Below are 25,065 nucleotides of genomic sequence, written 5' to 3' on the forward strand. Positions count from 1 at the left end.
TCCGTGGCCAGGCCAGCGGCGGTTAAGACGGCACAGTTGCCGAAGTGCTGCCACGCGGTCCGCGTCGCGATTTTTGGCATGCTGCACGCACCGCTAGCCAGCGCGGAACCCAGATCGATGCCAAGGTTAAGAGTAGCGTATCATTTTTGCAGTGCAACAAAAAATGTGCGGGCGTTTGCTACGCCGCACCAAAATTGTTGCGATGCAGCAAAAGCTGTACTAGCATCCTGACGGGTGGGCCCAACAGGGTCGAGTTACATGCTGCATGTCTTGTACCTTGTGCATGACGTATCCGACCCGGCGGTACGCCGGAGGGTCCAGATGCTCAAGGCAGGCGGCGCCAGGGTTACCCTGGCGGGCTTCCGCCGCACCACCAGTCCGGTCGCCGAGATCGAGGGTATCGAGCCTGTCGACCTTGGCGCGACGCGCGACGGCCGATTCGCGCAGCGCATCGGCGCGGTCGCCAAGGCAGCCGTGTCGATCGGCGCGAAACTGGGCGCCATGCCCAGGCCCGATCTCATCATCGCGCGCAACCTCGAGATGCTGGCGCTGGCCCGCCGCGCCAATGGCGCGCTCGGGGCAAGCGTGCCGATCGTCTATGAATGCCTGGATATCCATCGCCTGGTGCTGCGGGACGATTTTGTCGGCAGGACGCTGCGTGGCGCGGAGCGTCGTCTTGCCCGCGACGTGAAGCTTCTGGTGACCAGCTCCCCGGCCTTCATTGCCAATTATTTCGAGCCGTTCGGGCAGATCGTCGCGCCTGTCGAATTGATCGAGAACAAATATTTCGAGACCGCGCCGGTTGTCGCCGCGGATTCCTTCGAGGACGACAGCCCGATCACGCCGCCCTGGCGCATCGGCTGGTTCGGCGCGCTGCGCTGCCGCCGCTCGCTGGAACTGCTGGCCGATTTCACCCGCCGGCAGGCGGGACGTTTCGAGGTCGTGCTCAGAGGCCGTCCGGCACTGTCCGAATTTCCGGACTTTCACGGTTTCGTCGAGGCCGAGCCGTGGCTTTCGTTCCGCGGGCCTTACCGCAATCCCGAGGACATGGCGGCAATCTACCGGGAGGTGCATTTCTCCTGGGCGATCGACTTCTTCGAAGCCGGCCAGAATTCCGAATGGCTGCTTCCCAACCGCCTCTATGAGGGCTGTCGCTTCGGCGCCGTGCCGATCTCGATGGCGGACACCGAAACCGGCAGGTTCCTGAAGCAGCGGGACATCGGCGTGCTTCTGTCCGAAGCGACGCCCGAAGGCATCGAGGCGACGCTCAGCCGGATGGACCAGGATGCATATCGCGGTCTGAAGTCGCGGGTGTTGGGCGGCAATCCGAGGACGTGGAGCTACGACAGCAGCGACTGCGCGGCCTTCGTCGAAAAGCTGCGCGGTCTCGCCACCATACCTTCGACTTTTGCGTCGGCGGCGGCGGCATGATGGTAGAGGACGCACAAAAACCGATGACGCAGGCCGCCGCATCGATCCTGATCGTCATTCCCTGCCTCAACGAGGCGGCCCATATCGGCGGCCTGCTCGGCCAATTGCGGCCCGCGGCTGCGAGGCTCGGCGGTCGCATCATCGTCGCCGACGGCGGCAGCACCGACGGCACGCAAGCGATCGTCGAAAACATCGTGGCCAAGGATCCGCGGGTCATCCTGATCGCCAACCCGAAGCGTATCCAGAGCGCCGCCATCAATCTGGCGGTGGCCACCCTCGGCGACGGCGCCGATTATCTCATCCGCATTGACGCCCATGGCGGTTATCCGGACGATTACTGCGACCGGCTGGTCGAGGAGGCGCTTGCCACCGGCGCCGATTCGGTCGTCGTTTCGATGCTGACCGCCGGCACCGGTGCGGTGCAGAAGGCAGTCGCGGCGGCGCAGAATTCCAAGCTCGGCACCGGCGGCTCGAAGCACCGGCATATATCCGAGGGCGAATGGGTCGATCACGGCCATCACGCGCTGATGCGCATCGCCGCCTTCAGGGATGTCGGCGGCTATGACGAGAGTTTCAGCCACAACGAGGACGCCGAGCTCGACTATCGCCTCCGCCGGGCCGGCTATCGCATCTGGATGAGCGCCAGGACGCAGATGGTCTACTATCCGCGCTCGACGCTGAAGGGCCTCTATTTCCAGTATCTCGGCTATGGCCGCGGCCGTGCCAGGAACGTGTTGAAACACCGGATGGTGCCGAAGCTGCGGCAGATGATCCCGCTTCTGGTGGCGCCGGTGGTGCTGTTGGCCCTGTTCTCCTTCGTGCACTGGCTGGCGGCGGTGCCTTTCCTGCTGTGGGCGGCCGTATGCCTCGGCTACGGCCTGGCGACGGCGATACGCCAGCGCAATGCCAGCATCGCGCTGGCCGGCGTCTCGGCGATGGTCATGCATTTCGGCTGGTCCGTCGGCTTCTGGCAGCAGCTTTTGACGCCTCGCCTGCAGCGCAAGGTGGCATGATGGCCGGCCGCTCGATCGACATCTGCATCTGCACCTTCCGCCGGCCGGAACTGGCCGACACGCTGCGCTCCGTCGCCGTGCTGGAGAAGCCGGCGGGATTGGAGATCGGCGTCGTCATCGCCGACAATGACGATGAACCCGGCGCGCAGAAGGTCGTCAAGGCGCTGGCCGAAGAATTGAAGCTGCCGATCCGCTATCGTCACGCGCCGGCGCGCAACATCTCGATCGCCCGCAACGCCTGCCTCGACGCCAGCGTGTCGGACTTCGTCGCTTTCATCGACGACGACGAGACCGCGTCGCCCGGCTGGCTGGTCGAATTGATGGCGACGGCCGATGCCACGGGCGCCGCGGCGGTGCTCGGACCGGTGCGGGCGCACTATCGCCAGGACGCGCCGGGCTGGATGCGAAAGGGCGACTTCCACTCGACCTTGCCGGTCTGGGTGCGCGGCGAAATCCGCACCGGCTACACCTGCAACGTCCTGCTCAGAATGACCGATGCGAGCTTGCGCGGCCGGCGCTTCAGCCTGGCGCGCGGCCAGACCGGCGGCGAGGACACCGAGTTCTTCGATCATATGGTCAAGGCCGGCGGCCGCATCGCCTTTGCGCCCGACGCTTTCGTCGACGAGGTCGTGCCGCGCGCCAGGGCCGCGTTCGACTGGCTGCGCCGCCGCCGCTTCCGCTTCGGCCAGACGCATGGCCATTTGATCGGACACGACACCGGCGGCGTGCGCCGCGCGGGCCAGGTTGGATTGGCTTCAGCCAAGGCCGCCTACTGCTTCGGCATGGCCATTTTAACCGCAATCAGCCCGGTGCGGCGGAACCGCAGCGTGCTGCGCGGCATTATGCACGTTGGTGTTGTCAGCGGTTTGGTCGGCGTCCGCGAAATCCGCCAGTACGGCCTCACATCGCCAGAGCAAGGGGACAAGCGTGCAGCCTGACGTCAGCTTCGTCATCGCCGCCTATAACGCCGAGGCGACCCTCGACCGCGCCATCGCCGGCGCGATCGCGCAACGTGGCGTGACCGTTGAAATCATCGTCGTCGACGACCAGTCGTGCGACGGCACGCTGGATGTGGCGCGCGCTTATCCGGAAGATATCGTCAAGGTGGTGGCGCTGCCCGCAAACTGCGGCCCGGGTGGCGCCAGGAATGCCGGCCTCGACTTGGCCCAGGGACGTTGGGTGGCGGTGCTCGATTCCGACGATGCCGTGCATCCGGACCGTCTGGCGGCGATGATCGCGCGGGCGGAAGCGGCCGGCGCCGAGATCGCCGTCGACAATGTCCAGGTCGTGCGCGAGGACGGGACACCCGACGACATCATGTTCCCGACCGGCTATCTGGAAAACCTACGCGAAATCTCGCTTGCCGATTATATCGCCGGCAATCTGGTCTTCGAATCGCGCTTCAATCTCGGCTACCTCAAGCCGATCTTTCAGCGGCGGTTCCTCGACGACAAAAGGTTGCGCTACGACGAGAAGCTGCGCATCGGCGAGGACTACATCCTGCTGGCGAGCGCGCTGGCCAGCGGTGGCCGCTGTGCGGTCGAGCCGACCGTCGGCTATGTCTATCACATCCGCACCGGCTCGATCTCGCGCGTGCTCGAATTGCACCACGTCGAGGCGATGGTTAAGGCCGACGCCGCGTTCGCGGCGGCATATCCCATGGACAGCGGGGCCCAGGCGGCCTTCGCCAGGCGCGGACGCAGCTTGCGCAAGGCAGCATCGTTCCTGAACCTGGTTCAGCACATCAAGGCGCGCGCGCCGCTCAAGGCGATAGTCGCGGCGCTCAGGGATCCGGCCGCGGTCAGGCACATATCGATGCCGATCGCGGTCCGGCTCAGAAGGGTTGCGGCGCAGTTTTGCCGTGGGAACGGGGAGATGAAGCATGCGGGCGATTTTTCATAGCCGGCGATAGGTAGAAATCGTTTCTCTCAGAAGGAATACCAGATGCAGAAAGTCAGGAAGGCAGTCATCCCGGTGGCGGGGCTCGGAACGCGGTTTCTGCCGGCGACCAAGTCGATGCCCAAGGAAATGCTGCCCGTCGTCGACAAGCCGGTCGTGCAATATGCCGTCGACGAGGCGTTCGAGGCCGGCATCGAGCACATCGTCTTCGTCACCGGCCGCAATAAGGCGGTGATCGAGGACTATTTCGACCTGCATCCTGAACTGATCGGCACGCTGGAGCAGACCGGCAAGAAGGCGCAGTTGCAGTCGCTGGAAAACCTGCTGCCGGAGGCCGGCGCCACCAGCTTCATCCGCCAGCAGTCGCCGCAGGGCCTCGGCCATGCCGTATGGTGCGCGCGCGACGTGATCGGCAACGAACCTTTCGCGCTGCTGCTGCCTGACATGGTGTCCTTCGGCGGGCGCGGCTGCCTTGCCGAGACGGTCGATCTTTATCAGCGGACCGGCGGCAATGTGATAGCCGTCGAGCGCTGCGACCCGGCCGAAACCAGCAAATACGGCATTGTCGGCCGCGGCGACGAGGTCGGCTCCGGCTTCAAGGTCACGGCGATGGTCGAAAAGCCCGCCCCCGCCAATGCGCCGTCGAATTTCTACATCAACGGACGCTACGTGCTGCAGCCGGAAATCTTTGCCCTGCTCGGCAACCAGCAGCGCGGCGCCGGCAACGAAATCCAGCTTACCGACGCCATGGTGCGCCTGGCTCAGAGCCAACCCTTCTACGCCCAGCCTTTCGATGGTCGCATGTTCGACTGCGGCTCCAAGGAGGGCTTCATCGAGGCCACCATCGCCTTTGCTCTGGCACGCGACGACATGAAAGGGCCTGTCTTCGAAATGCTGCAGCAATTTGTCCGGTCGCATGAGCGCCGGGAAGTAGCCGCATAATGCCCATCTTTCGGGTGCATATGCGAACTCGCGATGGCGCGACAGCCACACCAGCGCCCGGGCCTTCCGGCCCGGCGCATCCTGGCAACAACGTTGCGCGGTCTTTTCTGGTCACGACGCCGATCTATCAAGGCCGATAGCGCCTGCAACCTGGAATTGGACCGAACATGAACTATGCCAACTTCCCTCTCGACAAGAGGATGCCGTTGCCCGGTGCCGATCAGGAAAAGGGTGAAGACTTCATCGACGTCGAGCGTCTGCTTGGCATGGCCGCCCGACAGGCCAAGGTGGTGGCGGTCTGCGCCATCATCGGCCTGTTCCTGGGCGTGATCTATCTGCAGACCACACCCAAACAATATCTGTCCGTGGCGAGCGTCCTGATCGACGAGGGCATGAACAAGGTCATGGATGATATCTCGGCTGCCAGCGTTACGCAGCAGACCGACGCGACGATCCTCAGCCAGATCGAGATTCTTAACTCGGCGCGGCTGGCGTCGGAGGTGGTCGACAAGTTGAAGCTCGACCAGAACCAGGACTTCATGAACCCACCGCAATCGGCTTTGGCCAAGGGCATCGGGTTCCTGCGCGGCATCGTCGGCTATTTCCGCGGTAGTGCCGCCGATGACCTCCCCGGTATCCAGAATGTCGATGCCGCGACGCGCGAGGCCATGATCAAGACCGCGACTCACGACTACGCGGTTCTTACGCTGCAGACCGGATTGCTGGCGGATCGCGTCAGCCGCAGCAATGTCATCGGCATCGGCTACCAGGCGACAAATCCCGCACTCGCCACGGCCATCACGAAAGCCTATGCGGATGCTTATCTCGCCGACCAGCTCAACGCCAGCTTCGACGCTACCGAGCGCGCGGCCCTATGGCTGCAGGGCCGGCTGACCGAGTTGCGCGAAAGCTCGCAGGCCGCTTCGCTGGCGGTCGAGAAGTTCAGGGCCGAGCATGGCCTTTCCGCCAACAGCGACGGCCAGTTGCTGAGCGACAAGCAGCTCGCCGACCTCAACGCCCAGCTCATCGTCGCGCAGGCCGACACGGCTCGCGCCAGCGCCCGCTACCAGCAGTACAAGGCGATCGTCGACAGCGGCTCCGAAAGCGCCTTCAACGATTCGGCCATAGCGGCCGACCAGCCAAGCAGCTCGGTCATCATCGCGCTCAAGACCCGTTATCTGGCCATTGCGAAGCGCCTGCAGGACGTCGAGGCGAATTTCGGCAAGGATCACCCGCAGGCGGTTGCGCTGACCAAGGAGAAGGCAGATGTTTCGGCGCAGATATTCGGACAGCTGAAGCAAATCACCGAAAGCTACCGCAACGATTTCGAAGTGGCCCAGGCGCGAGAGACGGCGCTGCGCGACAAGATTTCCACCGCCGCCGGCAAGAGCTCGATCGACAACCAGTCGCAGGTGAAGCTGAAGGAGCTCGACCAGCAGGCGCAGGCCCTGACCACGCTCTACCAGACCTTCCTCAGCCGCTATGAGGAAGCCTCGCAGCAGCAGTCCTTCCCGGTCGGCAAGGTCCGCATCATTTCCGACGCGACGATGCCGCTGGCCGCCTCCAGCCCACGCACCCTGCGGGTGCTGGCGCTGTCGCTGGTGTTGGGCCTGATGCTTGGCGCCGGCTTCGGCGGCCTCAACGAGTTCAACGAGCGCTTCTTCAGGACGGGCGAGGATATTCGTGACCGCGCCGGCCTGAAGTTCCTCGGTTATCTGCCGACGATCGGCGGCGGCAAGGCCAGGGATGCCAAGGCCGACGACCTGCCGGTCGACGGCAAGGTGGCCAGCCTCTCCGCGGCCGAGAAACGGGCGCGCATGCGCGTCAGCATCGACGCCCCGGCTTCGATGTTCGCCGAGACGCTGCGCAACGCCAAGATCGCTTTTGACGTCGTGATGGAGGACCGCAACTGCCGGGTGATCGGCGTGATTTCGGTGCTGCCTGGAGAAGGCAAGTCGACGGTGGCTGCGAACCTCGCCGGCCTGCTCGCTGTCAACGGCGCCAAGACCTTGCTCATCGACGGCGACTTGCGAAATCCCGGCCTCAGCCGCAGCCTCGGCATGGAGGCCGAACAAGGCCTGATGGAGGCGGTGGTCAACGGCCAGACCTGGCAGTCCGTCGGCAAGGTCGACCGCCAGACCAAGCTTGCGATCATTCCCGCCGTGCTGCGCGGCCAGTTCTCGCACACCAGCGAGCTTCTGGGCTCGGCCGGCATGCGGCGCTTCATCGAGAACGCCAAGGAAACGTTCGAATACATCATCGTCGACCTGCCGCCGCTCGGCCCCGTTGTCGACGCCAAGGCTTTCGCGCCGCTGGTCGACGGCTTCGTGCTGGTCACCGAATGGGGCCGCACGCCGCGCGCCATGGTGCGCTCGATGCTGGAATCCGAGCCCTATATCGCCAACAAGATCACCGGCGCGGTGCTCAACAAGGTCGATTTGAAGAAGCTGGCCAAATACGGCTCGCTCGGCGGCTCGGAAAGGTTCTTCGACCGCTACTCGAGCTACTATCTGGACAAGTCGGAATCGCGCGCCAAGCAAGTCGCCTGAGGCGGGCAGCGGTTATATGAAAGGCGAACTACTCCGCATCTTGATGCCGTAGACATCCCGTTGCCGTCTAGAGGCGGTTGCAGACCTTTGTGGTTAGCCGGAAGGCTTATCCCTTCGTCATCCTCGGGCTTGACCCACGGGTGTCCGGCACGGTTTATGCTTTCATGCGGCCGTCCGCAGGACAAGCGGCGCTCGTGCCTGCCTTCGCCGGTGCGCCGCACGTGTTGCAGCCGTGCCGAAGTCGAATCGAGGTTGGTCTGGCTGCGATGGTGGCTTGGATTGAAGGAGGTCTGCGATTGCGCGCCGATGCATCAGGTTGGTTCGGATCAACCGTGCGAAGGTGAGAGGGCTGGCAACGATCTTGTGGGCCTCGTGAGCCAGGCGCAGCAATAGGAAGGCGACCAGGGCGATGGTGATCTGAATGCGGACCGCCGTTTCCGAAGTACCCATGAAGTGGCTGATCTTCAGGGTTTGTTTGACCCAGCGGAAGAACAGCTCGATCGCCCAGCGGCGCCGATAAAGGTCTCCAATTTCCTGCGCGCTGGCATTCAGATCATTGGTGAATATGCGCAGCACCTTGCCTGTTTCGATGATGACGCGGAGCTCGCGCACCAGACCCGACATCGGGTTGCGGCGCGAGGCGGCGAGCCGTTTGGGAAGATATCCAGTCCGATCGCTCAAGATCGACGATCCCACAAGTACAGGGCGATCCTCGACGACCGCGAAAGGCGTGTTGGCCTTCAGCCGCGTGACGATACGGCAGCCCGCTGCATCAAGCGTCGCCCACCAGAGATAGTCGTAATAGCCGAGGTCAAACACGTAGGTCGCCCCAGCCTCGATCGGCATCTCCTTGGCGGCCGTAATGTCGTTGATGTTGGACGGCGTTACCATCAGGTACAGCGGCTGGTCGGCATCCGGGTCATAGATGATGTGGGCCTTGGCGCCGCACACGCCGGCGGAAAATCTCGCCCATTTGCCGCTCAAGCCGCTCAACCGCACGCTGGTCGAATCGATCAAGCGGATGCAATCCTTGACTTTCCGACGGTAGCCGGCCTGCAACTGGCCCATCAGCGCAGAAAGCAAACCGGCGAACACCGCCGCCGCCTCACGCGATGCATTGGCAGTCGACAGCGCCGACTTCGAGACAGTGCAACCGCCCAGATGATAGAGCTTGCCGGCGTGGCTCTGCAGGTTCGCCTCGATCTCGCGCAAGCCGCGCGCGCCGCAGAGTTGGCCAAGCAGCATCGCGATCAGATGGGCCTTGCACGTGATCGAGCGCTGGTCCTTGTCGGCATCGTGCCGCTCCACAAGCCCATCGAAGAGCGCCCACGGAATCTGCTTCAGAAGCGAATGAAAAACGGTATTTTGGTGCCGCACGTCGCCATGTCTCCGACCCGCCAAATCCTTGCCGAACCGCTCTACTCCTTGTTCGACAGCAGCCGGCCGTATTTGCCGACGATCCTGAGTGCTGTCAGCCGCCCAGTTTGCAAGGCGCCGGTGTCGATATCGAGCCGGCGTCCGTCGAGGGTCGGGACGTCGACGATCGTGTGTCCGTGCACCACCCACCGGTCGAGACGGTGCGCCGCCTGGAAGAACTCCTCGCGGATGTTGGTGAGGTCGCCCTCGTCCTGCGCCTCGAGCGCGATGCCGGGCCGGATGCCAGCATGCACGAAGACGAATTGCTCCGAGCACACCATCACCGGCAGCGTGCGCAGGAAGTCGACATGGCTGGGGGGAATGGCCTCGCGGATGCGCGCGTCCGCCTGCTCGCTCGAACCGTAGAGGCTTGTCAGACGATCAGGGTCGACGCCGTAGGAGAACAAGGTCTCGCGTCCGCCATAGCCGAGCCAGGGTTCACGCGAGAGATAACCGTCGAGATAGTTGAGCAGCGCGACCTCGTGGTTTCCCACAAGGCAGACGCGCAGGAAGCCTTTTGGCGGTGGCGCCATCAGGTGTTCGATGACGCGCCGCGAGTGCGGTCCGCGATCGATATAGTCGCCGAGCATGATGATGATCTTGCGGCTGCGGAACTGCCGCGCGTCGAGCTGGATTTTTTGTTCCAGCGCGCGTAGCTCGTCATGGCAGCCATGCACGTCGCCGATCGCATAGACGATCGTGTCGCGCATATCCATGACGAGGCGCTCGCGTGGCGCGGGTCGAGGCCGTCTCGATCGTTGGAACAGGTTCACGGATTGAGGCTCGGATACTTGCACTGATTTGCGCCTCGATATCATGCCGAATGCAAACAATTCCACACCGGCGCGCCCATCTCTCTGTTTTGGCGCAATTCCTGACGGAAAACCGCTTCGCACTTCTCCTGGAAATTGCTTCAGCCGTCGCTGAACGCGATCGGCCGGCAGTCGTGTCAGGCGGCGTTCAACCGATAGCGGAACAGCGTGTGATCGAAGAGCAGCCGGATGCGCGGCTCGGCCTCAGCCGCCACCAGCCAGCTCAGCGCGATCACGGCGGCGCCGACGGCGCGGCAAGATAAGGCACGCCGGCGCGCATCAGCGCGCCAAGCATCGCCGCACCGACGACATCGTGGATGAGATAGAGCGGATAGGTCATCAGTCCGATCCGGCGCCAGCCGCGCCAGGAAAGGTCGAGGCGCAGCGACCACGCCATCAGCGCAACAGCCGCGAGGAAGATGATGATCGGCGTCGCGTAAGGCATGGCGGCTCCGACGTTGATGCTGTGCACGTCGACCGAGCTCGCGATCTGCAGCGCGCCCACGAACAGGAACAGGGCCGTGAAGGCGAGGCGCGGCATGGTTGTCGCCTTGAAGCGCATCAGCCACAGAAGCACGCCGATCGCGAAGAACGCGCCATGACGCGTCAGCGTCAGCTGCAGCCAGCGCGTTTCGGCCAGATCGGCCCACCCGAGGGCGAAATAGAAGCACCGGAACAGCGTGCTGACCAGGCCGATGACGATGGCGACCGGTTCCATCAGGTCGAAGCGGCCGAGCCGCAGCAGGGGCCCAGACGATGGCATAGAAGGCAATCTCGATGCCGAGCGTCCAGTAGACGCTGTCCACCCATGGCTCGAAGGGCAAGAACAGCCCGGTGCGGACAAGGCGGATCACAGCGTCCGTCGGCCAGGAAAGGCCAACAATGAGCAGGACGATGGCGGAGAGCGGTGCGCAGATCCAGACCGCCGGCACCAGGCGTCGGAAGCGGGCCTCGAAGAACTTCAGCGGTGTCGCGTTCTCGGCGCTGAAGGCGATGACGAAACCGCTGATGACGAAGAACACCTGCACGCCGACCCAGCCGGAGCCGGCAAACGCCATTTCGGGATGGGGCGGGATGCCGCCGGTGGCGCGTGCTGAAATGCCGTCGGGGAAGGCCCAGACCCAGAAACCATAGTGATAGAACATCACCATGACGGCAGCCAGGAATCGCAGGATGTCGACGCCGCCGAATGTCGTCTTGTGCTGAGCCATGCCGTGCCTTCGGTATGGCCCCCCACGCGGACTTTAAGGTCTATTGCTGCATCGCACAACAAACGATTGCAGTGCGGGACAAATTCGTGAATTCGTCGTTAACGCCGCCGTCTGCCGGGCTGCTACACTCCGATACCACGTCCCTTCAGCGCCGCCGTGATCTCATCGAGGATCACGGGGTCGTCGATGGTCGCCGGCATCGTCCATTCCTCCTTGTCGGCGATCTTCTGCATCGTGCCGCGCAGGATCTTGCCGGAGCGGGTCTTGGGCAGCCGCCTGATTGTCACCACGGTCTTGAAGGCGGCAACCGGGCCGATGCGCTCGCGCACCAGCCCCACCACCTCGCTTTCGATCGAGCCGGTGTCGCGCGACACGCCGGCATTGAGCACGACGAATCCCAGCGGCACCTGGCCTTTCATGGCATCGGCAATGCCGATGACGGCGCATTCGGCGACGTCGGGGTGCGCCGCCAGCACCTCTTCCATGGCGCCGGTTGAGAGCCGGTGGCCGGCGACGTTGATGATGTCGTCGGTGCGGGCCATGACGTAGAGATAGCCGTCCTCGTCCATCATGCCGGCGTCCGCCGTCTTGTAATAGCCGGGGAACTCTTCGAGATAGGCTTGGCGGAAGCGGGCATCGGCATTCCACAGCGTCAGCAGGCAGCCCGCCGGCAGCGGCAGCTTGACCACGACATTGCCCAACGTGCCTCGTGGCACCTCGTGCCCGGCATCGTCGAGGATGCGGATGTCATAGCCCGGCATCGGCACGCCGGGCGAGCCGTATTTCACCGGCAGAAGCCCGAGGCCTGCCGGGTTGATCGTCATCGGCGAGCCGGTCTCGGTCTGCCACCAATGGTCGATGACCGGCCGATCGAGCTTCTGCTCCGCCCATTTGATGGTTTCGGGATCGGCGCGCTCACCGGCCAGGAACAGGGTGCGGAACTTCGACAGGTCGTATTTAGGCACGAACTCGCCCTTGGGATCCTGGCCCTTGATGGCGCGGAAAGCGGTCGGCGCGGTGAACAGCGCCACCACGCCATGCTGCGAGATCACCCGCCAGTAGGTGCCGGCGTCCGGCGTGCCGATCGGCTTGCCTTCGAACAGCACGCTGGTGCAGCCGTGCAAAAGCGGCCCGTAGACGATGTAGGAATGGCCGACCACCCAGCCGACGTCGGAAGCCGCCCAGAACACCTCGCCCGGCTTGACGCCGAACTCATTGTCCATGGTCCATTTCAGCGCGACCATGTGGCCGCCATTGTCGCGCACGATGCCCTTCGGCTGACCGGTCGTGCCGGAGGTGTAGATGATGTAGAGCGGGTCGGTGGCCAGCACCGGCACGCAGTCGACATTGGCGCCGGCCGCCCGTTCACGGGCAACAGCATCCGCATAGTCGATGTCGTAATTGTCCTTCATTTCGCAGCGCAGTTGCTCGCGCTGCAGGATCAGGCAGGCGTCCGGCTTGTGCTTCGACATCTCGATCGCCTTGTCGAGCAGCGGCTTGTAGGCGACGACGCGTCCAGGCTCCAGGCCGCAGGACGCGGTGACGATCAGCTTCGGCTTGGCGTCGTCGATGCGGGTGGCGAGCTCATGCGAGGCGAAGCCGCCGAACACCACCGAATGCACGGCGCCGATGCGGGCGCAGGCGAGCATGGCGATCGCCGCCTCCGCCACCATCGGCATGTAGATGATGACGCGATCGCCCTTGCCGACGCCGCGATGCCTGATCACCGAGGCCAGCGCGACGACCTCGCGCTTCAGTTCGGCATAAGTGAATTTGCGCACCGTGCCGGTAATCGCGCTGTCATGGATCAGCGCCAGCTGGTCGGCGCGGCCGTCGGCGACATGACGGTCGAGCGCGTTGTAACACGTGTTGCAGGAGGCGCCGACGAACCAGCGGCCATAGACGCCTTTTGTCGGATCGAAGACCTTCTCGGCCGGCGTATACCAGTCGATTGCCTTTGCCGCCTCGGCCCAGAACCCTATGGGGTCGCGTTTCCAGCCCTCATAGACTTCATGGTAGCGTGAGGCCATCGACATTCCTCCAAGGGACTTTTCGCCGTCTGGGAATAGCCTAGAGCAATTCCAGGAAAAGTGCGAAGCGGTTTTCCGTCCGGAATTGCGTCAAAACAAGGAGATAGAGCGGTTCGCCGTTTCCGTGAAACGGTCAAACAGTGAGACGCTCCGTGTCGCTTTTGCCGGCCATGTCTTCCTGCATTTTGGTCGACACCGCCAGCAAACTTCTCTGTTCAGCGCCTCCAGGGGAGGCGTCGCCGTCACTGTCCAGATTATAAGCCGGCTTAAAGCGGCAGCGCCGCCAGCATCAGCCCGACACCGCCGGCGATCAGGATAGCCGCCGCCAGCGCTTTCCGATGGCGCTCGAACGCCGTCGGAGCCCGTTCCCAATTGTAACGCATACAGATCACTCCCCAAAGCCCGGCGGACTCATAGCTTACTTAGGGGAAGGAAGGCAACTCTGGCGGGACTGGCCGCCTTGACAGTGGGCGCGACCGCCACTCATCCTCACATCGTGGATTGTTCTCCGGGGGGATCTTCGATGAAGAAAACCTACGAAAGCCGGTGCTGCTTAAGCATGAGAAGCTGTCGAATGTCGTGGCGGGGCCAAGCGGCCCGACAGGTCCGGTCCGCTGATGTTCTGGCCATTTCTCGCAAGACGGCCGCCGCAGCGGCGCAACCCCAGCGCGAGATATGGACAGCGCAAGGTTGGGGCGCTATTTGCCCTTGGGCGAAGGGGAGCGGGCGCATGGCTGAGATTGGTTCCGAGACGGTGCTGCGAATGGCCGACGACGCGTCCGTGCAGCATGTCGGCGATGGCGCCGTCGTGCTCTTGGCCCGCAGCGGCCAGCTTTACACCTGCAACGACACGGCCGAGGCTTTCCTCGGCAAGGTCGACGGCACGCGCAACCTCGATCAGATCGTCGACCTGTTGTCGGACGAATTCGAGGTCGACAAGGCAACGCTCGACGAGGATATGGCCGCGTTGGCTGCCGAACTGGTGGCCGAAGGCATTCTCGCCGACCCGGGCGCGTGATGGCCGACGGACCGTTCCTGCGCGGATTGTTCCGCGCACATTTGTGGCTCAGCGCCCGGCTGATGCCGGTGCTGGTCGGCCGGCGCGATTTCGAAGGCGTGTTGAAACTGGCGCCGCTGCAGTCGCCGGCACCCTATCGTGACTTGCCCTGGGCCTACATCGTGCAGCGCGTCAACCGAACGGTCCGGCGTCCCTGGTTCATGCGCGACCGTAGATGTCTTCGGGAGGGTCTCCTCGGCTTTCGCTTTCTGCGCATGGCCGGTCTCGATCCGGAGCTGCGTTTCGGCGTCGATGCCAGCTCGATGCATGAGCCCCGCCTGTCGGCGCATTGCTGGGTCTGCCTCGACGGCAAGCCGGTGGTCAGCGACAGCCAACCCGGCATGGTGGAGATCTACCGCCATCCGGCCAGCGTGAAGGCGCCCGCCGCTTGAGCGACCGGACAACCACTTTCTGCTACGACCTCAAAGGGCAGGTCATGGGCATCACCGCCGCGCGCGCCGACCTCTGGCCGAGCTTCGACCTGATGCTCGGCGCCCTGCACGTGGACGAGCCAGTCCAGCCCGGCTTTCGGGTCAACATCGTCGAGACGCCGCGGCTGCAGGAGAGCCCCGAAGGAAAACTCGCTTTCGACGGCGAAGTGCCGCTGGACGGTCATTGCCGGATGATCGATGCCGGTAGCGTCTTCCACCTCGTCTTTCCAGGCCAGCAGACGGTATCGATCCACGATGAAGAGGGCTGGGCCGAAATCCGCGTTCATCCGGACAGCAGGATCAAGTGGACGCTGTTGATGATGGTGCTCGATGCCGCGCTTGATGCCGGCGCGCAGCATATGCTGCATACCGCCGGCCTGACGCTGCCGGGCAGCGAGGCGCTCGTGCTGATCCATGCGCCGAGCGGTACAGGCAAGTCGACGACGTCGCTGGCGCTCGCCTCGCAGGGCTTCGGCCTCTGCTCGGACGACGTCATGATCCTCAGGGCGACACCGGATGGTGTCACGGCGTGGGGCATGCCGCGCAAAGTGAAGATCCATCGCAACACCGCAACGATGCTGCCTTTCGTGTCGCCCTGCCTTGGCGAGACATGGGACGCCGAGGGCGAGCAGGCCGTGTCGCTTGATCGTCTTGGCGAGATCATCCGTGTCGAGGACGTTCGTGCGAGGCCGATCGCGGCGCTTCTTCATCTTGCCCGCTCGGCCGACGGCGAGACCCGGCTCGCGCCGATGGCGAGGACCGATGCCATGGTGGCTTTGGCCACCGACAATGTGCGGACAGGCATGACCGGCCTGTTGCCGCTGCAGAAAAGGCGAATGGCGACGATCGCGGCCTTGGTCAAGACGGTGCCGACTTTCACGCTGGAAGTCGGGGCGAGGCCAGTCGAAGCGGCGGCGCTGATCCGCGCCGCGGTGCATCTTTAGATGGATTGCGAACTGCTCAGGCGCGATAAGGTCTCGGCCGCGCAAGCCTCTGCACCCAGCGGAAGGCGTCGCGGCTGAGGCGCGAGCGTAGTTTTTCGCGGGAATTGACGCGAAGCAGCATATTGCCGGTGATCAGCCATTTTGCCAGTCGTATCGAGAGATCCGGCTTGACGCGGTTGGCAAGCTCGATCGCGCGCGGCGCGCCGAACAGGCGTCCGGTCACGTTGAGGACCGTCGCCAGTTCGAGCTCGATGCCGGTCATGCGGGCGGCCTCGAGCAGCCGCGCTTCCTCTTCCGGCGATTTCAGCGCCCGCACGCCCTGCAGCGCGTCGACGCAGAGCTGTAGCCGATGGAACTTGTGGCCGCCGGCGGCATGAACGATGGCGATGGTGAGCAGCGCGGCCGGCGTGTCGGTTTCGCCGTTGTCGATCGCCTGCAGCTCGCGAAAGCCGAGTGACAGGCGCCTGCGCATGCCGGTGTCGTGCACCAGATTGCCGTGCAACTCGATCAGCAGACTGTGGTTCTCCTTCTCCAGCCATTTGAATTCCTGCAGCTCGTGCGACTCGGCCTCGCCGCTGCCGAGCTCGAAGCCGCATTCGGCTATCGTCCTGTTGGCCTCCTCGACGCTGGCGGGGTCGACGAGGATGTCGATGTCGGTGAACGGCCGGTCGGCAAGCTGGCGATAGAGCTTGCGCGCGAACACCGGCCCCTTGACGATCCGGGCCGGAACGCCCTTCGCCGCCAGCGCCTTCATGACGCGGTCGCCATGATATTGCAGCAGCATCGACTGCCCGGTCGCCGTCGTCGCCTGGTCGCGCAACTCGGCAAGTTTCTGCAGCAGGGCCGGATCGTTTGGCAGATTGGCGTCGCCGCGTTCCCTGAGCTTGCGCAGCACGATCGGCAGCACGCCATGGAACTCGGCATTGGCCAGCAGTGCCACCAGGCCGGCCGCCGAAACCTCCTTGCCCCAATCGGCGCGGGTCTCGGGGTCGGCAAGGTTGATCAGCAGTTTTTCCTGGGCAGGCGAAAGCTTGGGCAGCATCGGCTCGGCAAAACAGCAACGAAGTTTCCCGCATGCTTGCCAGAAAAGCACCGGCGAAGCCAGTGACGCCTACATCCCCCAGCGCAGCGCCGCCGTGCGCACCGGAGCGTCCCACAGCGCCGTCATGTCATCGTCGAGCATGGTGAGCGTGATCGAGCATCCGGCCATGTCGAGCGAGGTCACATAGGAACCGACGAGCGAGCGGATCACCGTCACGCCCTGTTTCTCGAACATTCTGCGGGCGCTGTTGTACATCAGATAAAGTTCCATCGACGGCGTCCCGCCGAAGCCGTTGACGAACAGCAGCGCCGGCCCTTTGGCGCGGTCGCCAAGGTCGCCGGCAATCGCCGCGCAGATCTCCCCGGCGATGGCGTCGGCGCTCTTCACCGCGTCGCGCCGGCGACCAGGCTCGCCATGGATGCCGACGCCGAATTCCATCTCGCCGTCGCCGATCTCGAAGGTCGGCTTGCCGGCGGCGGGCACCGTGCCGCTGGTCAGCGCCACGCCCATCGAGCGCGTCGCGTCATTGACGCGGTCGCCCAGCGCCTTGAGCGCGGGCAGGGCCATGCCTTGCTCGGCGGCGGCGCCGACGATCTTTTCAACCACCAGCGTGCCGGCGACGCCGCGCCGACCGGTCGTGTAGGACGAGTTCTCGACCGCGACGTCGTCATTGGTCACCACTTGCAGCACGCCGTCCGCCATCTCGGCCGCCATGTCGAAATTCATCACATCGCCTTCGTAGTTCTTGACGATGAACAGGCAGCCGGCGCCGGTGTCGACGGCCTGGACGGCGGCAAGCATCTGATCCGGCGTCGGCGAGGTGAAGACCTGGCCGGGGCAGGCGGCATCCAGCATGCCATGGCCGACCAGCCCGCCATGCAGCGGCTCGTGGCCCGAGCCGCCGCCCGAGATCAGCGCCACCTTGCCTGGCTTGAGCTCTTTACGGCGGATGAATTTGTGATCCTCGCCAAGCACGAGGATGTCGGCATGGGCAGCGGCGAAGCCATCGAGGCTCTCGGTCAGCACGGTATCAACCGAATTGAGAAACTTTTTCACGGCAGTCCTCCCAAGTAAGTCCCGCTCAGCCGCTGCCCCTGCCGGCGATGCTGGTTATTTTCTGGATGAATTCGTTGATCGCCCGATCGAGCGCTGCGTTCTGCTTGTCGTCGCCGAAATCCGGCACGATGAGCGAGACATGGCGTGTCTTGCGCGTCCCGGAAGCCGCCGACACCTTGCCGGGGTGCGCCTGATGATAGGCGGCCATGAACTGGTCGCGCTCGGCCTGGCTGAAATGGCAAACGGAAAAAATGGATGGCAGATGCTTTGACGGAATCGGGATCGAATAGGCCGGGCTGGAAATCTGCGTGACGAAGCTGCGGTGCTTGCCGAGCGCATCGGCCAGGCGCTGGCGCATGCCCGACGGGCGCTGGTCGATGACCTGCGACAGGATCGTCTTGTAGGCGCGGATCGCGTCTTCGGAGCCTGCTTCCGGTATCTTTTCAGTTCTGGCCATACCGGGCTTACACCGAAACGTCCGCAATGGCCGCCTTGGCCATCGCAAGTTGCGCAAGGGCGACGGACAGGTCGCGAAGGCCGGCTTCAAGCAGCGCCGGGATGGCTGCCGGATCGCCGCCGGCATCGCCGCAGAGGCTGACCGGAATTCCTTTCTCCCGTCCGAAAGCGGCAACCGCAGCGATCAGCCGCAGCACCGCCGGGTGGCGGACGGAATTGAGGTGCGCGACCGCCGCATTGTCGCGCGCCGCCGCCATCACATATTGCGTCAGGTCGTTGGAGCCGATGGAGAAGAAGGCGACATCGGCGAAGGCCTCCGGCGCCAGCGCGACGGAAGGCACCTCGACCATGATACCGAGCGGCGGAAGTTTGTGCGCTACGCCCTGCGCGGCGAGCGCTACCTGTTCCTGCGCGAACAGCGCGGCGGCTTGGCTGTACTCGTCATGCGTGGCGATCATCGGGAACATCACCTTCAGATTGCCGTGGATGGCGGCCCGCAGCAATGCCCGTATCTGCACGCGGAAGATATCGCGCCGCGCCAGCGAAAGTCGGATGCCGCGCAAGCCGAGAAACGGGTTGGTTTCCTCGACGGTGAAACCCGGTACCGGCTTGTCGCCGCCGGCATCGACGGTGCGGATGGTCACCGGCTTGTCGCCGGCCCATTCAAGCACCTTGCGGTAGGCATGATATTGCGTTTCCTCGTCCGGCAGCGTCCTGCCGAACAGGAATTCGGTGCGCATCAGGCCGACGCCGTCGCAGGTCGCGATATCGATGCCGTCGACATCCGACGGGTAGGCGATGTTGACCTGGACGCGCATAGCGGTGCCGGCCTTGGTCACCGCCGGCTCCGTCAGGAATGTCTGTGCCGCGCCCTGGCGGTCGGCGAAGGAGGAGGCCGATTGCCGGAAGGCTTCGATCTCGGCCGGCGACGGCGAGAAAATGATCCCGCCGCGTTCGGCATCGAGCAGCGCGACGCCTGTGGGTGTTCCGGCCGAAGCGTCGAGACCCACGACCATCGGCACGCCGCGCGAGCGCGCCAGCATCGCGACATGGCTGGCCGTGCTGCCACCCTTGAGCGCTATGCCGCCGCCCTTGCTCCAATCGGCTTCGAGGAATCGCGTCGGCGCGATATCCTCGCCATAGAGGATCGCACCGGGGGGCAACGCGGCCTCGCTGTCCTCGCTCAGCGCCCGCAGCACCTGGTCGCGGATGTCGCGCAGGTCCGCGGCGCGCGCGCGGAAATAGTCCTGGTCCGACGCTTCGTAGCCGGCGATCTCGCTGTCGAGCGCTGCTCGCCAGGCGACATCCGCCGGCTGCCCGGAGCCGATCGACGCGAAGGCCGGACCGCTCAGCGCGTCGTCCTCCAGCATGGCAATGTGGAATTCGAGGATGCCGGCGGCGTCGCCGTCGGCGGTTTCGACCATCACGGTAAGCCGGCTCACCGCCTTGCTGATCGCCGCCTCAAGCGATGCTCTTTCCTCGGTCGCGTATGCTTTGCCTTGATAGGCAGCCGGCGGCTGGTCCAGGTCGAACAGCGGCCCTTCGGCGTAGCCGGGAGAGGCGGGAATACCGTCAGTTCGCATGGCTCGCGTTCCTTGCGGGCCTATGGAAATGCAGATCCGTCTCAAGCGGACCGGGCATGATCCGCGTCCTCGTCGAAATCGCGCTGCACCAGATCGACCAGCGCCTCAACCGCTTGGTCCGCGCCGTCGCCCCTGGCGCGGATGTGCAGCAGCGTCCCCTTGGGCGCCTTGGCCGCCATCACCTTGACGATGCTCTTGGCGTCGAACCAGGGGCCGTTGGCCGCGACCGCCACTTCCACCTCGGCCGCGAACGACTTGGCGAGCTTGGTGAACTTCACCGAAGGGCGCGCGTGCAGGCCCACGGCGTGGGTAATCAGGACGATTGCTTCGGCGGATGCTGACATTCAGTCGGTTCCCGTTCGTTCACGACGGCGACAGTTCATGCGCCGTCGCCACCACTTCCTTGAGCGAGGCGCCGCCGGAGGATTCGGTTGCGGCCATCACCGCGCCCTCGACAATCGGCGCGTTGCAGACGACTATTCTGTGGGAGCGCGGCTCGCCGATCATCTCGACCGCCATCTCGGAGTTGGTCTCGGCGCCGCCGAGATCGACCAGGATGGCGACGCCCGCTTCCGACCAGGCTTTGTCGATCGCGTCCATGATCGCCTCGACGCTGGTGCCGAGCCCGCCATGGCCGTTTCCGCCGCACCATGCAAGCGGCACTTCGTCGCCCACCATCTGGCGCACCATGTCGGCCGTGCCCTCGGCAACCAGGGGTGAATGCGACACGATGACGATACCGACATTGCTCATCAAATGCCCTCTATCGCTTCCGCGACTGCGCGCACCAGAAGCGCGGTCGAGCGCGCCCCGGGGTCCATATGCCCGATCGAGCGCTCTCCCAGGAAGGAGGCGCGCCCGCGCAGGGCCTTCATCGGCACCGTGGCCTCCGCCGCCTTGTCGGCTGCATTGACGATTTCGCTAGTCGTCCTGCCTTGCGCCAACGCCTCATACACCGGCTGCAGCACGTCGAGCATGGTTTTTTGTCCCGGCTGCGATTTGCCGCGCGCCGCGACCGCCTCGATCGCCTTGCCGAGTGCCGCCGTCAGCCCGTTTCGATCCGGCGCCGCGGGCAGATCCTTGCCGAGCGTCATGAACAGCGTGCCGAACAGAGGCCCGGACGCGCCGCCGACGGTCATCACCAGCTTGGTGCCGACCGCCTTCAGCGCCTCGGGCAGCGGTTTCGCCGCAAAGGCGTCGGCCTCTGCGCGTACGGCCTCGAAGCCGCGCTTCATGTTCAGCCCGTGGTCGCCGTCGCCGATCGCCTGGTCGAGCGCGGTCAGTTCCTCGGCATGCGCCGCGATCGTATCGGCCGCCGCCGCGATCATTCGGGAGAAATCGGATGCGGCCATCATTTGTCCTTCATGCCGGGGCGAACAGCGCCGCCACGGCACCAAAAGCTTCGGCGACGGCGAAAGCGCCAGGATCCGCCATGTCAAGCTGCCGGCCGATATAGGCGGAACGCCCGGCCTTGGCCTTCTGCATCGCGGCGGTTGCCTCGGCGCCCTGCCGCGCCGCTTTTGCCGCCGCCTCGAGCCCGCTTGCATCGAGGGCTTTCAGCGCCGGTTCCAGTGCATCGACCATGGTGCGGTCGCCGACGTTGGCGCCACCGTAGAAGGTCATCCGGTCGAGCCCGGCGAGCAAGGCCTTACTCAGTGATGCGCCGGTGCCGAGCGACCGCGATGCGGCGGTGAAGAAGATCGACAAAAGCACGCCGCTGGAACCGCCCATCGAGGTTCCCAGCGCATCGCCGATCGTGGCGGCAGTTGCGGCCCGGTCGGCAAGCGGAAGCGCGTCGATACGGTCAAGAATGCTGCGCGCGCCGGTCGCCACCGTTGACCCGGTGTCGCCATCGCCAGCCTTGGCGTCGAGAGAGTTGAGCGGTTCTTCCAGCGAGATCAGCTTCTCGCAGACGGCTGTGATCAGCCGATGCGCGCCGGTGTCGCGGCTGGCCGCCCTTGTCTCGCGATTGGCGGGCTTGGCCATCGCCACCACGGCCGGCGCACGAACCGGCTTCGCCGGCAGCCAGGCATGCGGACCGACCGGTGCCAGCAGCGCTGCCTCGCGTTCCGCATCGAGCTTGATCAGCGACAGCGAAAAGCCGTTCATGTTGAGCGCGGTCATCAGATGCCCGGGGCCGACGGTCAGCGCCACGGCCTTCGCCAGCGGCGAGGCGAGCACGGCATTGGCGATGAGCGACATTTCGAGCGGCGGCACCGAGCCGAGATTGTTGACCAGCAAGGCATAGCGGCTGCCGGCATCGAGCCGTGCAGCGAGGCGCTCTGTCATGATCGCGACCAGCGCGCCGGCGCTCTGCAGCGCGATGCGCTCGACGCCCGGCTCGCCATGGATGCCGAGACCGAGCTCGCCATCATCGGCGCCGAAGCGATCCTCATGCGGCTGTCCGGGGATCGAGCAGGAGGAGAGCGAGATGCCGAGCGAAAAAATGTCCTTGGCCGCCGCGCGCGCCGCCGCCGCGACCGAAGCCAGTTCCCGGCCACTCTCGGAAAGGTGCCCCGCGATCTTGTGCACGAACAGCGTGCCGGCGACGCCGCGTGGCTGCGCGATGTCGGGCAGCGCGATGTCGTCGCCGACAATCACCATCTCGACCGCAAGGCCTTCGGCGTGCGCCTTCTCGGCCGCGAGGCCGAAATTGAGCCGGTCGCCGGTGTAATTCTTGACGATCAGCAGGCAGCCGGCGGACCCGGTCGTGGCGCGGATCGCCGCCAGCACCGCCTCGACGCTGGGCGAAGCGAAGATCTCGCCGGAGACGGCGGCGGTGAGCATGCCGGCGCCGACGAAGCCGGCATGCGAGGGTTCATGCCCGGCGCCGCCGCCCGAAACCACGGCCACCTTCGTCTTGTCCCAGTCGGCGCGGAGCACGACCTTGATCTCGGGATAGCCGTCGAGGCGCGCCAGCGTGCCCGACCCCGCCGTGGCGAGGAAGCCGTCGAGCGCTTCGGTGACGATCGTGTCCTTGCGGTTGAAAAAGTGCTTCATGGGTTTCGCACAGTCCGTATCTGCGTTTCGTCAATCGGTTTGCAAAGCTATGGCGCGAACCGGCTACATCAGTCCCCCGCTACATTAGCCTTTGCCCGTCCGAGCCGAAGTAGAGCGGCGACAGGTAGCGGATCGTCACCTTGTCCCCCTTTGCGAGCGGCGTGTCGGGATCGGTCAGCGTTACCAGCTTCTTCGGCCCCACCGTCACATGCAGGTGGTTCTGGTCGCCGAGATGCTCGACCCAGTCGACGACGCCGTCGGCATGGCCGTTCATCGCCTTCTCGATCGCGAGATGCTCGGTGCGGGCGCCGATCGTCGCCGTTCCGGTTGGCGCGCCGCCATCGGGCAGCAGTCCGGCCGGCAGAAGATTGATCGCCGGCTGGCCGAGGCGGGCCGCGACATGGAGGTTTGCCGGCTCCGAGTAGATCGTGCGTGGCGTGCCGATCTGTACCAGCACCCCGTCGGCGAGGATGCCGATGCGGTCGGCCATGGTCATCGCCTCGATCTGGTCGTGCGTGACATAGAGCATGGTGGCGCCGAGCTCGGACTGGATGCGCTTGAGTTCGAGCCTGAGATCGGCGCGCAGCTTGGCATCGAGTGAGGACAGCGGCTCGTCCATCAGGTAGATCGCCGGCTTGCGCACCAGCGCGCGGCCGATGGCGACGCGCTGCATCTCGCCGCCGGACAGTTTTGTCGAACGGTTTTCGATCTTGTGGTCGATGCGCACCATGCGCGCCACTTCCTCGACACGACGGCGCACCGCCTCTTCCGGAAACCGTCGCGCCGGCGAGCGCAGCGGGAAGGCGAGGTTGTCGAACACCGAAAGATGCGGGTAGAGCGAATATTGCTGAAAGACGAAGGCGGTGTCGCGTTCGGCCGGCGACAGCGTCGTCGCGTCCTGCCCGGCAATGTGGATCGCGCCGCTGTCCGGCCGTTCCAGGCCGGCGACAAGCCTGAGCGTCGTCGTCTTGCCGGCGCCGGTGGGCCCGAGCAGCACGACGAATTCGCCGTCCTTGATCGAGAGGTCGAGATCGTTGATCGCGACTGCGTCGCCAAAACTCTTGGTTACGCCCTGGATATGGACATCAGCCATGGCGCGCCTCCGCTGCCTGATCATTTATGGCGGTCCTGACCGCGCGGCCGGAACCCTTCTCGAACAGCGACAGCCGCGCGCCGTTCAGCGCCAGCCCGACCTGTTCGCCGGGGCTGAGATGAATGCCCGCCGGCACGCGTGCCTTGATGATGCCGTCAGTCGTCTCGACGGCGACGATCTGCGTGGTGCCGAGATATTCGGTGCCGTAGATCGCGCCGCGCAGCTTCGAGCCGTCGTCGAAGCGGATGTGCTCTGGCCGGATGCCGAGCGCCATGTCGGCGGGCGCGATGTCCTCGCGCACTTCCGGCACCGTGACCTTAGCGCCCTGCACGACGATCTCTTTCGCGCCTCTGGCGAGACCGCCACCGAACTTGAGGAAATTCATCGGTGGCGAGCCGATGAAGTCGGCCACGAACATGGTTGCGGGCCGGTCGTAGATCTCGCGCGGGCTGCCGAACTGCTCGATGACGCCATGGTTCATCACCGCGATCTTGTCGGCCATCGACATCGCTTCCATCTGGTCGTGCGTGACATAGACGGTCGTGGCGCGGATGCGGTTGTGCAGCTCGCGCAGCTCATGCACCATCAGATCGCGGAACTCGGTATCGAGCGTGCCGAGCGGCTCGTCCATCAGGAAGCATTTCGGCCGCCGCACGATGGCGCGGCCGAGCGCGACGCGCTGGCGGTCGCCGCCGGCGAGGCCGGAGACGGATTTGTCGAGCAGATGGTCGATGCGCAACAGCTTCGCGGTCTCCTCGACGCGGCTGCGGATCTCGGTCGACGCCATGCCTTGCGCCAGCAGCGGAAAGCCGATGTTCTTGCGCACATTCATGTGCGGGTAGAGCGCGAAGAGCTGGAAGACGAAGGCGATGTCGCGCTCGCGCGCCCGCCGCATGGTGACGTCCTCGCCGCCGAGCAGGATCTTGCCGCCCGTCGGCAGTTCGAGGCCGGCGATCATGCGGAGTGTCGTCGTCTTGCCGCAGCCGGACGGGCCGAGCATGACGAAGAACTCGCCGTCCTCGACGACGAAATTGGAATCCTGCACGGCGACGAATGCGCCGAAGGCCTTCCTCAGGTTCTGAACACGAATCTCGGCCATG

Annotated in this window: 23 protein-coding genes and 1 pseudogene; 9 read left to right on the forward strand and 15 right to left on the reverse strand. The window is 64.9% G+C overall.

From position 1 onward, the window contains the following. The first annotated feature begins 258 nt into the window (after nucleotides 1-258). From RFM68_RS18975 to RFM68_RS19000, 6 genes are all read left to right on the forward strand, one after another. Nucleotides 259-1,431 carry a glycosyltransferase family protein gene (locus tag RFM68_RS18975; RefSeq protein WP_320234534.1) on the forward strand — a complete coding sequence of 391 codons (1,173 nt, stop codon included), beginning with the start codon at nucleotides 259-261 and terminating at the stop codon, nucleotides 1,429-1,431. 23 nt (nucleotides 1,432-1,454) lie between these two features. Further along, on the forward strand, nucleotides 1,455-2,444 hold the full coding sequence (locus RFM68_RS18980; protein WP_320234535.1) for a glycosyltransferase family 2 protein: 990 nt from the start codon (nucleotides 1,455-1,457) through the stop codon (nucleotides 2,442-2,444). Next, nucleotides 2,441-3,382 carry a glycosyltransferase family 2 protein gene (locus RFM68_RS18985; protein ID WP_320234536.1) on the forward strand — a complete coding sequence of 314 codons (942 nt, stop codon included), beginning with the start codon at nucleotides 2,441-2,443 and terminating at the stop codon, nucleotides 3,380-3,382. The genes RFM68_RS18980 and RFM68_RS18985 overlap by 4 nt, the downstream gene beginning before the upstream one ends. Next, nucleotides 3,372-4,346 carry a glycosyltransferase family 2 protein gene (locus tag RFM68_RS18990; RefSeq protein WP_320234537.1) on the forward strand — a complete coding sequence of 325 codons (975 nt, stop codon included), beginning with the start codon at nucleotides 3,372-3,374 and terminating at the stop codon, nucleotides 4,344-4,346. The genes RFM68_RS18985 and RFM68_RS18990 overlap by 11 nt, the downstream gene beginning before the upstream one ends. A 42-nt stretch (nucleotides 4,347-4,388) precedes the next feature. After that, nucleotides 4,389-5,285, forward strand: coding sequence for a UTP--glucose-1-phosphate uridylyltransferase GalU (gene galU / locus RFM68_RS18995; RefSeq protein ID WP_320234538.1), 897 nt, complete (start codon nucleotides 4,389-4,391; stop codon nucleotides 5,283-5,285). Nucleotides 5,286-5,452: 167 nt separating this feature from the next. Further along, a complete protein-coding gene (locus tag RFM68_RS19000) occupies nucleotides 5,453-7,834 on the forward strand; it encodes a polysaccharide biosynthesis tyrosine autokinase (protein WP_320234539.1) in 2,382 nt (793 codons plus the stop codon). Nucleotides 7,835-7,996: 162 nt separating this feature from the next. On the opposite strand, the gene RFM68_RS19005 is transcribed toward RFM68_RS19000, so the two are convergent. The 5 genes and pseudogenes from RFM68_RS19005 to RFM68_RS19025 form a co-directional block, all read right to left on the reverse strand. Then, complete coding sequence (locus RFM68_RS19005) at nucleotides 7,997-9,211, reverse strand: IS4 family transposase (RefSeq protein WP_430694887.1); 1,215 nt, start codon at nucleotides 9,209-9,211, stop codon at nucleotides 7,997-7,999. A 41-nt stretch (nucleotides 9,212-9,252) separates the two neighbouring features. Next, nucleotides 9,253-9,966 carry a metallophosphoesterase family protein gene (locus RFM68_RS19010; protein WP_320234540.1) on the reverse strand — a complete coding sequence of 238 codons (714 nt, stop codon included), beginning with the start codon at nucleotides 9,964-9,966 and terminating at the stop codon, nucleotides 9,253-9,255. Nucleotides 9,967-10,294: 328 nt separating this feature from the next. Next, nucleotides 10,295-10,825, reverse strand: a complete 531-nt coding sequence (locus RFM68_RS19015) for a hypothetical protein (protein ID WP_320234575.1) — start codon at nucleotides 10,823-10,825, stop codon at nucleotides 10,295-10,297. A 40-nt stretch (nucleotides 10,826-10,865) separates the two neighbouring features. Then, nucleotides 10,866-11,273: pseudogene (locus tag RFM68_RS19020) on the reverse strand (acyltransferase family protein); the annotation flags it as partial. A gap of 122 nt (nucleotides 11,274-11,395) precedes the next feature. After that, nucleotides 11,396-13,303, reverse strand: a complete 1,908-nt coding sequence (locus RFM68_RS19025; RefSeq protein WP_320234541.1) for a propionyl-CoA synthetase — start codon at nucleotides 13,301-13,303, stop codon at nucleotides 11,396-11,398. Nucleotides 13,304-14,033: 730 nt separating this feature from the next. Here RFM68_RS19025 and RFM68_RS19030 point away from each other — a divergent pair. From RFM68_RS19030 to RFM68_RS19040, 3 genes are read left to right on the forward strand one after another with little or no spacing between them, the layout of a single operon-like run. After that, complete coding sequence (locus tag RFM68_RS19030; protein WP_320234542.1) at nucleotides 14,034-14,321, forward strand: PqqD family protein; 288 nt, start codon at nucleotides 14,034-14,036, stop codon at nucleotides 14,319-14,321. Continuing rightward, entirely contained in the window at nucleotides 14,321-14,752 is a 432-nt protein-coding gene (locus RFM68_RS19035) for a lasso peptide biosynthesis B2 protein (protein ID WP_320234543.1), read from the forward strand. Before RFM68_RS19030 ends, RFM68_RS19035 begins: the two co-directional genes overlap by 1 nt. Next, nucleotides 14,749-15,735: a serine kinase gene (locus RFM68_RS19040; RefSeq protein ID WP_320234544.1), complete on the forward strand. Its 987-nt coding sequence runs from the start codon at nucleotides 14,749-14,751 to the stop codon at nucleotides 15,733-15,735. The genes RFM68_RS19035 and RFM68_RS19040 overlap by 4 nt, the downstream gene beginning before the upstream one ends. A gap of 16 nt (nucleotides 15,736-15,751) precedes the next feature. On the opposite strand, the gene RFM68_RS19045 is transcribed toward RFM68_RS19040, so the two are convergent. From RFM68_RS19045 to RFM68_RS19090, 10 genes are all read right to left on the reverse strand, one after another. After that, on the reverse strand, nucleotides 15,752-16,777 hold the full coding sequence (locus RFM68_RS19045; protein WP_320234545.1) for a nucleotidyltransferase family protein: 1,026 nt from the start codon (nucleotides 16,775-16,777) through the stop codon (nucleotides 15,752-15,754). A gap of 69 nt (nucleotides 16,778-16,846) precedes the next feature. After that, complete coding sequence (gene dhaK / locus RFM68_RS19050; protein WP_320234546.1) at nucleotides 16,847-17,833, reverse strand: dihydroxyacetone kinase subunit DhaK; 987 nt, start codon at nucleotides 17,831-17,833, stop codon at nucleotides 16,847-16,849. A gap of 25 nt (nucleotides 17,834-17,858) precedes the next feature. Beyond that, the gene (locus tag RFM68_RS19055) at nucleotides 17,859-18,290 is read right to left on the reverse strand and encodes a hypothetical protein (RefSeq protein WP_320234547.1); all 432 of its coding nucleotides are present in this window, start codon (nucleotides 18,288-18,290) and stop codon (nucleotides 17,859-17,861) included. Between the two features lie 7 nt (nucleotides 18,291-18,297). Further along, on the reverse strand, nucleotides 18,298-19,872 hold the full coding sequence (gene ptsP / locus RFM68_RS19060) for a phosphoenolpyruvate--protein phosphotransferase (protein ID WP_320234548.1): 1,575 nt from the start codon (nucleotides 19,870-19,872) through the stop codon (nucleotides 18,298-18,300). A 41-nt stretch (nucleotides 19,873-19,913) separates the two neighbouring features. Then, entirely contained in the window at nucleotides 19,914-20,216 is a 303-nt protein-coding gene (locus RFM68_RS19065; RefSeq protein WP_320234549.1) for an HPr family phosphocarrier protein, read from the reverse strand. 19 nt (nucleotides 20,217-20,235) lie between these two features. Further along, nucleotides 20,236-20,625: a dihydroxyacetone kinase phosphoryl donor subunit DhaM gene (dhaM, locus tag RFM68_RS19070; RefSeq protein ID WP_140650393.1), complete on the reverse strand. Its 390-nt coding sequence runs from the start codon at nucleotides 20,623-20,625 to the stop codon at nucleotides 20,236-20,238. Then, nucleotides 20,625-21,224 carry a dihydroxyacetone kinase subunit DhaL gene (gene dhaL / locus RFM68_RS19075; RefSeq protein WP_320234574.1) on the reverse strand — a complete coding sequence of 200 codons (600 nt, stop codon included), beginning with the start codon at nucleotides 21,222-21,224 and terminating at the stop codon, nucleotides 20,625-20,627. The genes dhaM and dhaL overlap by 1 nt, the downstream gene beginning before the upstream one ends. Before the next feature lie 10 nt (nucleotides 21,225-21,234). After that, on the reverse strand, nucleotides 21,235-22,872 hold the full coding sequence (locus tag RFM68_RS19080; RefSeq protein WP_320234550.1) for a dihydroxyacetone kinase subunit DhaK: 1,638 nt from the start codon (nucleotides 22,870-22,872) through the stop codon (nucleotides 21,235-21,237). 79 nt (nucleotides 22,873-22,951) lie between these two features. Beyond that, on the reverse strand, nucleotides 22,952-23,965 hold the full coding sequence (locus RFM68_RS19085) for an ABC transporter ATP-binding protein (protein WP_320234551.1): 1,014 nt from the start codon (nucleotides 23,963-23,965) through the stop codon (nucleotides 22,952-22,954). Further along, the gene (locus RFM68_RS19090; protein WP_320234552.1) at nucleotides 23,958-25,064 is read right to left on the reverse strand and encodes an ABC transporter ATP-binding protein; all 1,107 of its coding nucleotides are present in this window, start codon (nucleotides 25,062-25,064) and stop codon (nucleotides 23,958-23,960) included. The genes RFM68_RS19085 and RFM68_RS19090 overlap by 8 nt, the downstream gene beginning before the upstream one ends. Between the last annotated feature and the right edge of the window lies 1 nt (nucleotide 25,065).

Origin of the sequence: Mesorhizobium montanum (genome assembly GCF_033977145.1) — a bacterium.
In the GTDB taxonomy this organism is placed as follows: domain Bacteria; phylum Pseudomonadota; class Alphaproteobacteria; order Rhizobiales; family Rhizobiaceae; genus Mesorhizobium; species Mesorhizobium montanum.